Genomic DNA, 13,369 nt, shown 5'->3' with positions numbered 1-13,369 from the left:
CGGCTCACCGCGGGGCCATAGCTCAGTTGGTAGAGCGCCTGCTTTGCAAGCAGGAAGTCGTCGGTTCGAATCCGTCTGGCTCCACTCGGTCGGTCAGCCCTTCGGGAACAGCGGTCGCACCGCCTGGTAGAAGCGCTCGCGGCAGCTGTCGGTCCGCGACACCGCGCGGTTGACGCCACGCGACGCGAGCGTCCCGTAGATCCGGCCGCGCTGCGGCCCGTAGACCTGTGACAGGCAGGTCCCGCCCTCACCGCGGGCCGGGCCGGCCAGCAGCAGGCTCGTCTGGCGCCGGGCCACCTCGCACGCGCGCTTCGGACGGTTGGCGAGCCACCCTGAGGCGGTGATGCGTCCGTCGGGCTCGCAGATGAGCGTCGCCTGGCGCAGCCGGGCACCGGAGTCCCGCTGGAACGAGAAGCTCAGCGACACCCGGATGGGCTTGGCGGCGTCCGCGTCCGCCGGGGCGGCCGGACCGCCGCCGGGGGCGAGCAGGACGACCGCGAGGGTGAGCATGGACGCGGCGAGGACGAGCGGTCGGGCGGGCATGATCGCCGTCCTACCCGTCGCCCGGGCAACCCACGCGCCTTCAGGGCTTGCGCGCGTCGGGCACGTCCTCGACGCGCCAGCGCTCGCGGACCCGGCGGGCGGCGAGGGTGAGCTCGGTGCGGCCGCCGGGCTGGCGCAGGTCGACACCTGCGAGGTCCCCGCGGATGCGCACGGCGGCGACCTCCATCGTCGCGAACAGCTCGCGCGGGCGGCCGCGGAAGTTCAGCAGCAGTGCGCGCTCGCACGTGCCCGACGCGCGGGCGAGGCGCGTGCGCTCCGCGCGCACGCGCGTCGCGCACGCCCGCGCGTAGTCGCCGTCGGCGACGGCCCGCGCGTACTTCAGGACGATCTCGGCCGCGCCGCGCTCGGGGGCGGCGAGCCCGTCCGGGATCGCGGCCCGGACCGCCGCGCTCGAGGACGGGGCGGGGGCGGGTGGCGCGGCGGAGGCGGGCTCGCGGTCGCCGTCGAGGACGAGCTCGCCCTTCCCGCAGCCGGCCGCCGGGATCCCGGCGAGGAGCACGAGCAGCAGGACGGCCGGTCGGCGGGACGTGGTGCGCACGGCGCCGGAGGCTAGGGGATGGCGCCCCGTCGTGCCGCGCACCGCTCGGCCGCCGGGGGCGGCGCGCTAGGGTCGGGCGATCGAGACGCTCGCCCCCATGCTGAGAGCTGCGACGCGCGTCGCTCACCACCGGCTCGAGCGGCGGCTCGGCCTGCCGGGCGTGCTGCGCGGCCTGGACGACTACCGCGCCGTGCTGCGCGGCATGCACGGCTTCCACGCCCCGCTGGAGGAGGCGCTCCAGGCCCACCCCGGGCTGCGGGCCGCGCTCCCCGACCTGACGGCGCGCCGCAAGCTCCCCGGCCTCGGCGCCGACCTGCGCGACCTCGGCGCGCCGGTTCCGGCGCGGCGCGCCCCGATCCCCGACCTGGCGACCACCGCGCGGGCGCTCGGCGCGGCGTACGTCGTGGAGGGCGCGACGCTCGGCGGCGCGGGCATCAGCCGCCACGTGCGCGCGACGCTCCCCGACCCCGCCCCGCAGGCGGTGCGGTTCCTCGCGCCCTACGGCGGGCAGACCGGGCCCATGTGGCGACGGTTCCAGGAGGCGCTCGCGGCGCACGACGACGACCCCGACGAGACGGTCGGGGCGGCGCAGGAGACCTTCGCGGCGCTCGAGGACTGGCTGGAGACCGAGGGCGTGCTGCGATGAGCCTGCAGCCGCTGCCCGCGGGCACCCCGGTCGACCTGACCACCTGCGACCGCGAGCCGATCCACGTGCCCGGCGCGATCCAGCCCCACGGCGTCCTGCTCGTGCTCGACGAGCCGGACCTCGTCATCCGCCACGCGAGCGCCAACGCCGCCGAGCTGCTCGGCGTCCCCGTGCCGCAGCTCCTCGGGACGCCGTTGCCGCAGGCCGCCGGCGTCCCGGACGCCGCCGCCCTGGCCCGCGAGCTCACCGGCCTCCAGGACCGCGGCGCGGGACCGATCGCCGTCGGCTGGATCGGCGGGGACGGCGACACCCGCCGCCTCGACGCGTTCGCCCACCGCCACGACGGGCTGCTGCTGCTCGAGCTCGTGCCCGCCGGCGACCGCGCCGGGCACGACGACCGCTACGCCGGCGTGCGCGAGGTGCTGCGCCGGCTCGCCGGGGTGACCGGGGTCGTCGAGCTCGCCGACCGCGTCGCGCAGGAGGTCCGCGCGATGACCGGCTTCGACCGCGTGATGGTCTACCGGTTCGCCCCCGACTGGTCCGGCCACGTCATCGCCGAGCACCGCCGCGCGGACCTGGAGTCGTTCCTGGACCTGCACTACCCCGCGTCCGACATCCCGGTCCAGGCCCGCGAGCTCTACCGCACCAACTGGGTCCGGGCGATCCTCGACATCCGCTACGAGCCCGCCGTGCTCGAACCGCCGCTGCGGTCCGACACCGGCGCGCCGGTCGACCTCAGCCACGCCGTGCTGCGCAGCGTCTCGCCGATGCACCTGGAGTACCTGGCGAACATGGACGTGCGCGCCACGCTCACGATCTCGCTCATGGACGGCTCCCGGCTGTGGGGCCTGATCGCCTGCCACCACGGCGACCGCAAGGAGCTCCCGTGGCCGCTGCGGGCCGCCGCGGAGTTCCTCGGCGAGGTCGTGTCGCTGCACCTCTCCACGACGCAGGACAGCGAGGAGCACGCGGAGCGCGCGCGGATCCGCGGCGTGCAGCGCGAGCTCGTCGACCGCCTCTCCGAGCCGGAGGCGTTCCCGTCCGCGCTCGTCGGCGACGAGCGGCTGCTCGACGTCGTCGGCGCGACCGGGGCGATCGTGCAGGTGGGCGACGAGCGCGTGCTGCTGGGTCGCACCCCGCCGCCCGAGCGCGTCGACGCGCTGCTGCGCCACGTACGCCGCAGCGACGACGGGTCCCCGCTGCTGGTGACCGCCACCCTCCCGCGCGACGAGCCGTCCTTCGACGACGTGCGGGACGTCGCCGCCGGCGTCCTCGGCGCCCCGGTGTCCGTCGACCGGCGCGACTGGATCCTGTGGCTGCGGCCCGAGGTCGTGCGCACGGTGTCGTGGGGCGGCGACCCGACCAAGCCGGTGGAGCAGTCCCCGGACGGGATGCGGCTGCAGCCGCGCCGGTCCTTCGCGCTCTGGCGCGAGACGGTCGACCGCAGCGCGCAGCCCTGGACGGCCGCCGAGCTGCAGGCCGCCGAGGAGCTGCGGTCCACGATCGTCGGGGTCGTCGTGCGGCGCGCCGAGGACCTCGCGGCGCTGAACCTCGAGCTGGAGCGCTCCAACGCGGAGCTCGACCAGTTCGCGTTCATCGCCTCGCACGACCTCAAGGAGCCGCTGCGCGGCCTGACGAACTACGTCCACTACCTCACCGAGGACCACCTCGCCGACCTCGACGAGGCGGGCCGCGACCAGGTCGCGACGATCATGCGGCTCGCGGGCCGCATGGAGGACCTCATCGACACGCTGCTGCACTACTCGCGCGTCGGGCGGATCGACCTCGCGGTCTCCGACACGGACATGGGCGACGTGCTCGCCCAGACGCTCGCGATCCACGAGGGGTCGCTGCGGGGGATCGAGGTCCGCGTCCCGCGGCCGCTGCCGACGGTCCGCTGCGACGCCGTCCGCGTCCGCGAGCTGCTGAACAATCTGGTCTCCAACGCGATCAAGTACCAGGACCCCGACAAGGACGAGCACTGGATCGAGGTGACGCACGAGCCGCGCACCCCGCCCGGTGCGGGCGTGCCGGAGCCCGCGTTCGTCGTGCGCGACAACGGCATCGGGATCCGCGAGAAGCACCTCGAGACGATCTTCCGGATCTTCAAGCGCCTGCACGCCCGGGACCGCTTCGGCGGCGGGACCGGGGCGGGCCTGACGCTCGCCGAGAAGATCGTGCAGCGTCACCACGGCCGGATCTGGGCCGAGTCGGTCCACGGGGAGGGCACCGAGATGTGCTTCACGCTGAAGGACCCGGACGCATGACGGCGCGCCCGGGCAGCCGTCCGATCCTCGTCGCTGAGGACTCCGACGAGGACTTCTACGCGCTCAGCCGGGCCTTCGGTCGGCTGGCGCCCGAGGCTCGGATCGACCGGGCCGGCGACGGCGACGAGGCGCTCGCGCGGCTGGCCGGCGACCACGGCTACGGGCTGCTGGTCCTGGACCTCAACCTGCCGGGCACGGACGGGCGCGAGGTGCTCGCCACGCTCAAGCGCGCGCAGCCGGACGGCTGGGCGCTGCCGGTGATCGTGCTCTCCAGCTCGGCGGCGCCGCAGGACGTCACGGGTGCCTACCGGGACGGGGCCAACGCCTACGTCCGCAAGGCCCTGCGCCCGGACGACTACGAGCGGTCGATCGCCGCGCTGAAGAGCTTCTGGCTCGACGCGGTCGTCCTGCCGGCGGACTGCGACGACTGACGCGCCGGGGCGGCTGGGCCGCGCGGTCCCGGGTACAGTGCAGGGCGGTGGCGGCGTACAGCACGATCCTCGCGGTCGAGGACAGCGACGAGGACTTCGAGGCGCTCGTCCGCGCGTTCCACGCGGTCGAGCCCGACCTGCGGGTCGACCGCTGCGTCGACGGGGACGAGGCGCTCGACTACCTGTTCCGCCGCGGCGCCTACGCGGAGGTCGCCGCCCCCGGCCTGGTGGTCCTCGACCTCAACCTGCCGGGCACCGACGGCCGCGAGGTGCTCGAGCACGTCAAGGCCGACGACGCGCTGCGGGTGCTGCCGATCATCATCCTCACCACCTCCGGCAGTCCCGGGGACGTGCACGCCGCGTACCGCGGGGGCGCGAACTGCTACGTGCAGAAGGCGCTCGATCCCGGCGAGTTCCGTCGCCGGATCCTGGCGCTGCGGTCGTTCTGGCTGGACGCCGTCATCCCCGCCCGCGACTGATACGCCAGGCCTCTCACAGGGTCCGGATCTGATATTGGAGATGCGTGCACCTTCGCCGTAGGCTTGCCGAGCAACTTCAAACCAGCGGTCGCCCTCATATCCTGGTGATCGCCGAGTTGCACCCTCTCCTCCCTCGTAGTACGTCAGGGCCACTTCTCGGAGTGGCCCTGTTGCGTTGGGGGGCACGCCCGTGATCGAGCCCGCCCCGCACCGCATCGAGCTGCGTCACCTGCGCTCCTACGTGGCCGTCGCCGAGGAGCGCCACTTCCGGCGTGCCGCGGAGCGCCTGCACATGTCCCAGCCGCCGCTGAGCCAGCAGATCAAGACGCTCGAGGAGGCCCTCGGCGTCGAGCTGCTCATCCGCAACCGGCGCGGCGTCGAGGTCACCGTCGCCGGGCAGGCGTTCCTCGAGCAGGCGCGCGCCGTGCTCGCCGCCATGGACCAGGCGGTCGACGTCGCCCGCCGCGCCGACCGCGGCGAGCTCGGCCGCCTGTCGATCGGCTTCGTCGGCTCCGCCATGTACGGCCGCGTGCCCGACGTGCTGCGCCGGTTCCGCACCGAGCACCTCGGCGTCCACCTCACGCTGCGCGAGCTCGGCACCGCCGCCCAGGTCGACGGCCTCGTCCACGGCGAGATCGACGTCGGCTTCCTGCGCCCGCCCGTGTCCGCCGAGGGCATCGAGATCGAGCACTTCGCCGACGAGCCCGTCGTCGTCGTGCTGCCCCAGGACCATCACCTCGTCGGCATGCCGTCGCTCACCCTCGTGCACCTGCGGCGCGAGCGGTTCGTGCAGCTCTCCGCCGCCGCGGCGCCCGGCCAGCACGACGCGATCCAGCGCGCGCTCGCCGCCGAGGGCGCCGCCCCGCTGGTCGTCCAGGAGGCCGAGGGCCTGCAGACCGTCGTCGGGCTCGTCGCCAGCGGGCTCGGCGTGTCGCTCGTGCCCGCGTCCGTCCGCGCGCTCGACCGCCACGACGTCGTCTACCGCGACATCGTCGGCCCCGCCCCGCGCGTCGAGCTCGCCGTCGCGTTCCGCAAACGGGACACGTCCCCGGTCGTCGCCTCGTTCGTCGAGGCCGTCCGCGCCGCGCGCGACGGCCGCCTCTGACCGCGCCGCGCGGTCAGGCCGGCGCGCCCGTCCGCGGCGGCCCGACGTGCTCGCGCAGCCAGCGGACCGTGGGGGCGGCCGCGTCCAGCCACGCACCGATCCGCTCGCCCGCCTCCGCGGTGTGCAGCCAGTCCGACAGCGTCGCCTCCCGGTGGCCGACCACCAGCCGGCGATGGCGCAGCAGCGGGGCGCGCGGGTGATCGGCGTCGTAGCCGCGCGGCACGCGCACGAGGTCCGGGTCCTGCGGCTCGAGGCCCGCGCGCCGCGCCTTCCCCAGCGCCCGCACGAGCGCCGGACCCGTGCGGTCGTCGGCCACCGCCTCGCGCAGCCGGGCGACCTGGTCCTTCTCGACGCGGTAGATGCCCGCCGCGACGAGCAGCCCGTCGAGGCTCAGCTCGACGTAGCAGCCGATCCCGCCCTCGAACCCGAACGGGATGCCGATGTGCTCCTTGATCGGCGGGCGCGGATGGAACCGCGTGTCGTTGTACGGCCGGAACAGGCGCACCGGGCCGAACCGCGCGAGGTCCCGGCCGAGGGCGAGCGCCGGAGCCACCAGATGGTCGTCGTAGCGGTCGCGGTTGGCCTTGAACCAGTCGCGGTCGTTGTGTGCCTCGAGGTCCTCCAGGAACGCGATCGCCGCGGGCGGGAAGCCGGTGAACTCGGGCATCGCGACCACGCTACCGATCGGTGGGGGTCCGATCGGCTGGACCTCCTAAAACGTTCCTGAAGCCCGACCGACCGGACGTACCATCGACTCATGGATGGCATCGTGATGTACCTCGTCTTCCTCGTCCCCGCGCTCGTCCTGGGCCTCGCCGCCCAGTGGTGGCTGAAGCGGACGTTCGCGACGAACAGCGAGATCGGCGTGCAGTCGGGCATGACCGGCGAGGAGGTCGCGCGCCGGATCCTCGACGCCAACGGCCTGCACGGCGTTCCCGTCCACCCGTCGCCCGGTGGTCCCCTGAGCGACCACTACGACCCGCGCTCGCGCGGCGTCTTCCTGTCCGAGCCCGTCTTCGCCGGCCGGTCGATCGCGGCTGCCGCGGTCGCCGCGCACGAGGTCGGGCACGCGATCCAGCACGACAAGGCCTACGCGCCGATGCAGGTGCGCTCCGCGCTCTTCCCCGCGGTCGCGTTCGCCTCGTCCACCTGGATCTTCCTGCTGCTCGCCGGTGCGTTCATGAACGCGATCGGCCTCATCCAGGTCGCGATCGCGCTCTACGCCGTCGCCGTGCTGTTCCACTTCGTGACGCTGCCCGTCGAGTTCGACGCGTCGCGCCGCGCCCAGGTGCAGCTCGCCGGCATGGGGCTCGTCACCGACGTGGAGCGCAGCGGCACCCGCAAGGTGCTGACCGCGGCCGCCATGACCTACGTGGTCGGTGCGATCGCCGCCCTGTCGCAGCTCATCTACTTCGTCCTCGCCTACCTGCAGGACTGAGACGTCTCGCCCGTGACCCGCCCTGCGCGCGATCGCGCGGGGCGGAGGGCGACGCGACACCCCACCGCCGCCGCGCCGGGAGCTCTCCCGGGCGCGGCGGCAGAGCCGGGACCGTCAGGCCGCCGCGGCGGACTTCAGGAGCTCGTCGGCGACGCGATCGGTCGCGTCGCCGGTGCCGCCGAGCAGCCGGCGGGCGAGCTGCGCACGGCGGAAGTACAGCGGCGCGTCGTGCTCCCACGTCGCCCCGATGCCGCCGTGCACGTTGATGTTCGAGCGTGCCGCGTGGTCGAGCGCCGTGCCCGCCGCCGAGCGGAACGCGGAGGCCGCGAGGGCGAACTCGTCCTGCTTGGACTCGCCCGCGTAGCCTGCGTAGAACTGCAGCGAGCGCGCGTTCTCCAGGGTCCGCAGGACCTCGGTGAGCTCGTGCTTGATCGACTGGTAGGAGCCGATCGCGCGGCCGAACGTGAACCGCTCCTTCGCGTACTGGACGCTCATGTCGAGCGTCGTGGCGATCGTGCCGATCGCCTCCGCGGCGAGGATCGCGTGCGCGAGGTACCAGGCGCGGTGCAGGACCTCCTCGTCGACGTCGAGCAGGTCGCCCTGCGCCCCGTCGAGCGTGACGTGCGCCAGCGCACGCGTCGCGTCGTACCCGGCGACCGTGTCGACCTGCGCGGCCGACGCGGGCACCGCGGCCGCCACCGGCGCACCGTCGGCGGTCACGCCGACGACCACCAGCAGGTCGGCCTCCGGGGCGTCCGGGACCCAGGCGACCGTGCCGCTCAGCGTCACCGTGTCGCCGTCTACCGTCGCGGCGGGCGCCGCCGGGCGGGCCTTGCCGCGCGCCGGATCGACGGTCCAGCCGTCCACCGTCGCGCTCGGCGGGCGCGCGGGCACGTACGCGACCCGGGTCTCCCCGGACGCGGCGGCCTGCACGTCGCCGTGGCCGGCGGCGTCGAGGATCAGCGTCGCCGGGAGCACGCCGAGGAACGGGACGGCCGCGAGCACGCGACCGGTCTCCTCCGCGACGAGCAGCGCGTCGAACACGCCGAGGCCGGCGCCGCCGTGCTCCTCGGAGACGAGGAGGCCGGGCCAGCCGGCGTCCTTGGCCACCGTCCAGAGGTCGGGCAGCGGCGTGCCCTCGAGCGCGTCACGCGCGGCCTCGACGGTCTTGAAGCGCGACAGCGCGCCGCGCGCCGCCTCGCGCAGGAACTCCTGCTCGTCGCTCAGTGCGAGGTTCATCGGGACGGACCGCCCTTCGTGTCGTCGCCAGCTGCTGTCGATCGATGACGCCCGGTCATGCCGTCACGGCCTCCTTCTCCTTGGCGCGCAGCTCGCTGAACGGGATGCCCTTGTCGAGCCGCGGCTCCGGGGGCAGGCCGAGCACGCGCTCGCCGATCGTGTTGCGCAGGATCGCCTCGGTGCCGCCCGCGGACTTCAGGCCCGGGAGGAACGAGATCATGTGGTACCACTCGCTCTCCTCGGAGAGCGCGTCGGGGCCGATCACGTCGGCGAGCAGGTCGCCCGCCGCGATGGCCGCGTTGACGGTCGTGACCTTCGCCAGCCCGGCCTCCGGGCCGGGGATCTGGCCCTTCGCCAGCGCGGTCAGTGTCCGGTAGCCGTTGAAGCGCACGGCGAGCAGCTCGGTCGAGATCTCGCCGAGCCGCTTGCGGGTCGTCGGGTCCTTGGCGGCGGCCGCGTCGTTGGCCAGCGCGGTCGCGAAGCGGTCGGCGCGGTAGCCGAAGCCCTCGGAGCCGAGGCCGATCGTGAGCCGCTCGAACATCAGGACGGTGAGCGCGGTGGCCCAGCCGCCGTTGACCTGGCCGACGATGTTCTCGGCCGGGACGACGACGTCGTCGAGGAAGACCTCGTTGAACTCGGCCTCCCCGGTGATCTGCCGCAGGCCGCGCACGGTGATGCCCGGCGTGTTCATGTCGATGACGAACATCGTCAGGCCCTTGTGCTTGTGCTGCTCGGGGTCGGTGCGCGCGAGCAGCATCCCGTAGGAGGCGAACTGCGCGTACGTCGTCCAGACCTTCTGCCCGTTGAGCGTGTACGTGCCGTCGCCGTTGTCCTTCGCGCGGGTCTGCACCGCGGCGAGGTCCGAGCCGGCGGCGGGCTCGCTGAACAGCTGGCACCAGACCTCGTCGGCGTGGAGCATCGGGCCGAGGTACTTCGCCTTCTGGTCGTCGGTGCCGTGGGCGATGAGGGTCGGGCCCATCATGCCGATGCCGATGACGTCGAGGATGCCGGGGACGCCGGCGGCGGCGATCTCCTGGTTGGCGATGACCTGCTCGATCGGGCCGAGGCCCTGGCCGCCGAACTCCTTCGGCCACGTGAGGCCGGCGAGCTCGTTCTCGGCGAGCTTGCGCTGCCAGGCGCGGCGGCTGTCGATGTAGGCCGTGTCACCGCTGTCGCCGCCGGCGGGCGGGGCGTCGGCCTTGTTCGCCTCGAGCCAGTCGCGCACCTTGGCGCGGAACGCGGCCTGCTCGGGGGTGTCGTTCAGATCCACCCTGTTCTCCTTGGTCGACTGGTCAGTCAGGAGGGACCGTAGCACTGTTGGCACGGCGCCAACGAGCGACAGAGCGCCTGTTCTGGAAGTGCGCCGCCGGGGGTCCGGCGGCGCCCGCTCCGGGTCACTTCGGCGGGTCGCCGCAGACGAGGTCGGCGTACGCCGTCGCCCCGTTCGGGGAGAGCCCGTCCTGGCGTCCCTGCGCGTAGGACAGCGTCCAGCACTGCTTCCACTTCGCGTGGTCCCAGGTCACCTGGGGCTGGACGGGGCCGGCGCTCAGCCCGCCCACCGGGCGGGGGGCGGCGTCGGCGGCAGGAGCGGCGAGCGCCGCGGCGGTCACGAGGACGGCGGCGGCGGAGCGGATGGTGTGGGTGATGGTCATGTCCCCCCAACCGCGGCCGCCGACGGAACTTACGTGCCGAGCGAGAACCCGCGGTTGAGCAGCTGCGTCGCCTGCCTGCCCGGGTCGGGGGAGTGCAGCAGCACGACGACCAGACGACGGCCGTTCTGCTCCGCCGCCCCGACGAAGCAGCGGCCCGCCGCGTCCGTGTACCCGGTCTTCACGCCCAGCGCGCCCGGGTAGCCGTCCCGGATCAGGTAGTTGTGGCCGTACAGGTAGATGCGGCCGCCCTTCGTCGGGAACGGCAGCACCGCGCGGCGCCGCTTCATGATCCGCGCCACGCGCGGCTGGTCGAGCGCGAGCTTCGCCATCGCCGCCAGGTCGACGGCGCACGACCGGTTGCCCTCGTCGACGATCCCGCTCGCCGACGCGAACGCCGTGCAGGCCAGCCGCTCCTCCTTCGCCCGCTCGTTCATCTGCGCGACGAACGCCGCCTCCGTCCCGGAGACGTGCTCGGCCAGCGCGACGGCCGCGTCGTTCCCCGACACGAGCATCAGGCCGTTGAGCAGCGTCTCCAGGCGCACCCGCTGCTTCTTCGGGAGGATCCCGATCTTCGAGCCCTCGACGTTGCGCGCCCGTGCGGAGATCCGCACCTTCTCGTCGGCGTCCGTCCGCTCCGCGGTCAGCACCGCGGTCATGATCTTCGTCAGCGACGCGATCGGCAGCGGGGTCACCGGCCGCAGCCGCCAGAGCACCTCGCCGCTGTCGATGTCGACGAGCAGGCCCGCCGCGGGCGGCCGCTTGAACGCCACGCGGACGGGATCCATCGCCGTCGCGTCCAGGCGCAGGTCCAGCGCCTTCGGGCCCCCGTCCACCAGCAGCGCGCCGTTGGCCTCCTGCGGGGGCGTCAGCGGCAGCGCCGGGACCGCCGGGGTCACGACCGCGGGCGTGCGCGGCCCGTCGTCGAGCAGGCCGCAGCCGCCCAGCGCCAGGCCGGCGGTGAGCAGGAGGACCAGCGGGCGCCGTCTCACCGGTCCGGTGGCTGGCGCAGCGCGCCGATGATCCCGAAGGCGAACATCGCCAGGACGATCAGCGACACGAGCGACAGCGGCGTGGGGCCGGTGTCGACGAGGTCGGCGATCGTGAACACGCCGAGCAGCAGCGTGAACGCGAGGGCGAGGCCGAGGACGGTGCGGTGCTCGTTGGACATCAGTACACCGGGTACTTCGCGCCCCCGAAGGGCAGATCCTTCACGCGGGTCGCGAACAGGCGGATCGCGACGAGCCCGAACAGGAAGCCGCCGATGTGCGCGAAGTACGCGACCCCGCCGCCACCCCCGGTCGGGTTCGTCAGGTCCAGGGCGCCGAACGCGATCTGCTGGAAGAACCAGAAGCCGAGGATCAGGGTCGCGGGCAGCTCGATGATCGTGAAGAAGAAGACGATGAAGATCAGGGTGACGACCCGGGCGCGCGGATACAGCAGGATGTAGCCGCCGAGCACCCCGGCGACCGCCCCGGACGCCCCGACCGTCGGGACGATCTCGTCCGGGCCGACCGCGATCTGCAGGCCCAGCGCGGCGAGGCCGCCGAGCAGGTAGAAGGCGACGAACCGGGCGCGGCCCATCGCGTCCTCCACGTTGTTCCCGAAGATCCAGAGGAACAGCATGTTCCCGGCGAGGTGCAGCAGGCCCCCGTGCAGGAACATCGAGCTGAACGCGGTCAGGACGGTCGGCGGGCCGGTGACCTCGACGCCCGGTCCGTCGCACACGAGCTGCGAGCCGAGGATCCCGCACTGGTCGCCCGGGTGGCTGAACTCGTAGGGGATCGCGCCCCAGTCGACGATGAACTGCTGGTCGGGATCCCCGAGGATCGACCCCGGCCGCTGCAGCAGCAGGTACACGAGCACGTTGAGCGCGATCAGCGTCAGCGTGACGACCGGCAGCCGGTCGGTCGGGATGTTGTCCTTGAGCGGGAACACCGCTCCGGGAGGGTACGGGGCGCGCTACGCGGAGGCGGCAGCGACCGGGCCGACGCCCGGCTCGTCCTGCTGGACGTGCAGGTCGGCGTGGTAGCTGGAGCGCACCAGCGGCCCGGACGCGACGTGGTCGAAGCCCAGCGCCATGCCGCGCTCCTCGACCTCCTTGAACTCGTCCGGGTGCCAGTAGCGGATCACCGGCAGGTGCCGCTCGGTCGGCCGCAGGTACTGGCCGACCGTGATGATCTGCACCTCGGCCTCGCGCAGGAGCTTCAGCGTCTCGACGACCTCGTCGACCGTCTCCCCGAACCCGACCATCAGGCCGGACTTCGTCGAGAGCCGGTCGCCGCCGTAGAACTTCGCGGTCCGCAGCACGCGCGTCGAGCGCTCCCACGTCGACCCGCGACGCGCGATCGGGTACAGGCGCGGCACGACCTCGACGTTGTGGTTGAAGACGTCCGGACCCTCGTTGATCACGCGCGCCAGCGGCATGTCCGCCCCGCGGAAGTCCGGGGTCAGCACCTCGATCTTGCAGCGCGGCGCCTGCTTGCGGACCTGGCGGATCGTCGCCGCCCAGATGCCGGCACCGTAGTCCGGCAGGTCGTCGCGGTCGACGCTCGTGATGACCGCGTGACGCAGGCCCATCTTCGCGATCGAGCGCGCCACCCGCGCCGGCTCCAGCGGGTCGTTCCACGTCGGCTTGCCGGTCCGCACGTTGCAGAAGCCGCAGCGCCGCGTGCACGTGTCGCCGTGGATCATGAACGTCGCCGTGCCGCGCTCCCAGCAGTCCCCGATGTTCGGGCACGCGGCCTCCTGGCAGACCGTGTGGAGGTCCTCGTCCTTGATCTGCTGGCGCAGCTCGAGGTACCGCGGCGAGCCCGGTGCCGGGACCTTGAACCACGGCGGCTTGCGCTCGCGGATCGGGACGCCCTCGCTGCCCAGGAACTGCACCACGTCGATGCCGCCCGGGTTGCGCCGCGAGCGCGTCGAGAGGTGCCGGTCGTCGGTCGTCTTCGGCGTCGTGGCCATCGCCATCCAGGCTACAGATCGCCCGTCGGCGGCCCCGGGTCTCGATCCG

16 protein-coding genes and 1 tRNA gene are annotated in these 13,369 nt (G+C 73.6%); 7 read left to right on the top strand and 10 right to left on the bottom strand.

The genetic code is table 11. The features are described 5' to 3' along the window. Window positions 1–11 precede the first annotated feature (11 nt). Window positions 12–84: transfer RNA gene (locus GKE82_RS13780), tRNA-Ala, on the top strand. 9 nt (window positions 85–93) lie between these two features. Here GKE82_RS13780 and GKE82_RS13775 read toward each other — a convergent pair. After that, on the bottom strand, window positions 94–543 hold the full coding sequence (locus GKE82_RS13775; RefSeq protein ID WP_154733689.1) for a hypothetical protein: 450 nt from the start codon (window positions 541–543) through the stop codon (window positions 94–96). Between the two features lie 40 nt (window positions 544–583). Next, window positions 584–1,102, bottom strand: a complete 519-nt coding sequence (locus tag GKE82_RS13770; RefSeq protein ID WP_154733688.1) for a hypothetical protein — start codon at window positions 1,100–1,102, stop codon at window positions 584–586. A 97-nt stretch (window positions 1,103–1,199) separates the two neighbouring features. Here GKE82_RS13770 and GKE82_RS13765 point away from each other — a divergent pair, with 97 nt between their 5' ends. The 5 genes from GKE82_RS13765 to GKE82_RS13745 all read left to right on the top strand — a co-directional run bounded on the left by GKE82_RS13765 (window position 1,200) and on the right by GKE82_RS13745 (window position 6,030). Further along, complete coding sequence (locus tag GKE82_RS13765; protein WP_107567453.1) at window positions 1,200–1,748, top strand: biliverdin-producing heme oxygenase; 549 nt, start codon at window positions 1,200–1,202, stop codon at window positions 1,746–1,748. Further along, window positions 1,745–4,015 carry an ATP-binding protein gene (locus GKE82_RS13760; RefSeq protein ID WP_154733687.1) on the top strand — a complete coding sequence of 757 codons (2,271 nt, stop codon included), beginning with the start codon at window positions 1,745–1,747 and terminating at the stop codon, window positions 4,013–4,015. Before GKE82_RS13765 ends, GKE82_RS13760 begins: the two co-directional genes overlap by 4 nt. After that, window positions 4,012–4,446, top strand: coding sequence for a response regulator (locus GKE82_RS13755; RefSeq protein WP_154733686.1), 435 nt, complete (start codon window positions 4,012–4,014; stop codon window positions 4,444–4,446). Before GKE82_RS13760 ends, GKE82_RS13755 begins: the two co-directional genes overlap by 4 nt. A 47-nt stretch (window positions 4,447–4,493) precedes the next feature. Next, entirely contained in the window at window positions 4,494–4,925 is a 432-nt protein-coding gene (locus GKE82_RS13750; RefSeq protein ID WP_107567450.1) for a response regulator, read from the top strand. A 190-nt stretch (window positions 4,926–5,115) separates the two neighbouring features. After that, window positions 5,116–6,030, top strand: a complete 915-nt coding sequence (locus GKE82_RS13745; protein WP_158276647.1) for a LysR substrate-binding domain-containing protein — start codon at window positions 5,116–5,118, stop codon at window positions 6,028–6,030. Window positions 6,031–6,043: 13 nt separating this feature from the next. On the opposite strand, the gene GKE82_RS13740 is transcribed toward GKE82_RS13745, so the two are convergent. After that, on the bottom strand, window positions 6,044–6,697 hold the full coding sequence (locus tag GKE82_RS13740; RefSeq protein ID WP_154733684.1) for a DUF2461 domain-containing protein: 654 nt from the start codon (window positions 6,695–6,697) through the stop codon (window positions 6,044–6,046). Window positions 6,698–6,787: 90 nt separating this feature from the next. On the opposite strand from GKE82_RS13740, the gene GKE82_RS13735 reads away from it, so the two are divergent. Beyond that, on the top strand, window positions 6,788–7,468 hold the full coding sequence (locus GKE82_RS13735; protein WP_107567447.1) for a zinc metallopeptidase: 681 nt from the start codon (window positions 6,788–6,790) through the stop codon (window positions 7,466–7,468). 114 nt (window positions 7,469–7,582) lie between these two features. Here GKE82_RS13735 and GKE82_RS13730 read toward each other — a convergent pair whose 3' ends face one another. The 7 genes from GKE82_RS13730 to lipA all read right to left on the bottom strand — a co-directional run bounded on the left by GKE82_RS13730 (window position 7,583) and on the right by lipA (window position 13,320). Further along, on the bottom strand, window positions 7,583–8,707 hold the full coding sequence (locus tag GKE82_RS13730; RefSeq protein WP_154733683.1) for an acyl-CoA dehydrogenase family protein: 1,125 nt from the start codon (window positions 8,705–8,707) through the stop codon (window positions 7,583–7,585). A gap of 55 nt (window positions 8,708–8,762) precedes the next feature. Further along, window positions 8,763–9,977 (bottom strand): acyl-CoA dehydrogenase family protein, encoded by a 1,215-nt coding sequence (locus GKE82_RS13725; RefSeq protein WP_309233600.1) that lies wholly within the window; start codon window positions 9,975–9,977, stop codon window positions 8,763–8,765. Between the two features lie 124 nt (window positions 9,978–10,101). Then, the gene (locus tag GKE82_RS13720; protein ID WP_107567444.1) at window positions 10,102–10,359 is read right to left on the bottom strand and encodes a hypothetical protein; all 258 of its coding nucleotides are present in this window, start codon (window positions 10,357–10,359) and stop codon (window positions 10,102–10,104) included. 29 nt (window positions 10,360–10,388) lie between these two features. Then, window positions 10,389–11,348 carry a D-alanyl-D-alanine carboxypeptidase family protein gene (locus tag GKE82_RS13715; protein WP_154733682.1) on the bottom strand — a complete coding sequence of 320 codons (960 nt, stop codon included), beginning with the start codon at window positions 11,346–11,348 and terminating at the stop codon, window positions 10,389–10,391. Then, the gene (locus GKE82_RS13710) at window positions 11,345–11,527 is read right to left on the bottom strand and encodes a hypothetical protein (protein ID WP_107567442.1); all 183 of its coding nucleotides are present in this window, start codon (window positions 11,525–11,527) and stop codon (window positions 11,345–11,347) included. The genes GKE82_RS13715 and GKE82_RS13710 overlap by 4 nt, the downstream gene beginning before the upstream one ends. Further along, complete coding sequence (locus tag GKE82_RS28535; RefSeq protein ID WP_309233599.1) at window positions 11,527–12,294, bottom strand: rhomboid family intramembrane serine protease; 768 nt, start codon at window positions 12,292–12,294, stop codon at window positions 11,527–11,529. Before GKE82_RS28535 ends, GKE82_RS13710 begins: the two co-directional genes overlap by 1 nt. Before the next feature lie 24 nt (window positions 12,295–12,318). Further along, window positions 12,319–13,320 carry a lipoyl synthase gene (lipA, locus tag GKE82_RS13700; protein WP_154733681.1) on the bottom strand — a complete coding sequence of 334 codons (1,002 nt, stop codon included), beginning with the start codon at window positions 13,318–13,320 and terminating at the stop codon, window positions 12,319–12,321. Between the last annotated feature and the right edge of the window lie 49 nt (window positions 13,321–13,369).

The sequence above is a fragment of the Conexibacter sp. W3-3-2 genome (assembly GCF_009707605.1).
In the GTDB taxonomy this organism is placed as follows: Bacteria; Actinomycetota; Thermoleophilia; order Solirubrobacterales; family Solirubrobacteraceae; genus Paraconexibacter; species Paraconexibacter algicola.
The sequence above is the reverse complement of the archived record's forward strand: the minus strand, read 5'-3'. Positions and strand labels throughout refer to the sequence as shown.

Bases quoted from the DNA above. Each gene is read 5' to 3' on its own strand.
- GKE82_RS13775 (WP_154733689.1), bottom strand. From the start codon at position 543: ATGCCCGCCCGACCGCTCGTCCTCGCCGCGTCCATGCTCACCCTCGCG.
- GKE82_RS13765 (WP_107567453.1), top strand. From the start codon at position 1,200: ATGCTGAGAGCTGCGACGCGCGTCGCTCACCACCGGCTCGAGCGGCGG.
- GKE82_RS13760 (WP_154733687.1), top strand. From the start codon at position 1,745: ATGAGCCTGCAGCCGCTGCCCGCGGGCACCCCGGTCGACCTGACCACC.
- GKE82_RS13755 (WP_154733686.1), top strand. From the start codon at position 4,012: ATGACGGCGCGCCCGGGCAGCCGTCCGATCCTCGTCGCTGAGGACTCC.
- GKE82_RS13740 (WP_154733684.1), bottom strand. From the start codon at position 6,697: ATGCCCGAGTTCACCGGCTTCCCGCCCGCGGCGATCGCGTTCCTGGAG.
- GKE82_RS13735 (WP_107567447.1), top strand. From the start codon at position 6,788: ATGGATGGCATCGTGATGTACCTCGTCTTCCTCGTCCCCGCGCTCGTC.
- GKE82_RS13730 (WP_154733683.1), bottom strand. From the start codon at position 8,707: ATGAACCTCGCACTGAGCGACGAGCAGGAGTTCCTGCGCGAGGCGGCG.
- GKE82_RS13720 (WP_107567444.1), bottom strand. From the start codon at position 10,359: ATGACCATCACCCACACCATCCGCTCCGCCGCCGCCGTCCTCGTGACC.
- GKE82_RS13710 (WP_107567442.1), bottom strand. From the start codon at position 11,527: ATGTCCAACGAGCACCGCACCGTCCTCGGCCTCGCCCTCGCGTTCACG.
- lipA (WP_154733681.1), bottom strand. From the start codon at position 13,320: ATGGCCACGACGCCGAAGACGACCGACGACCGGCACCTCTCGACGCGC.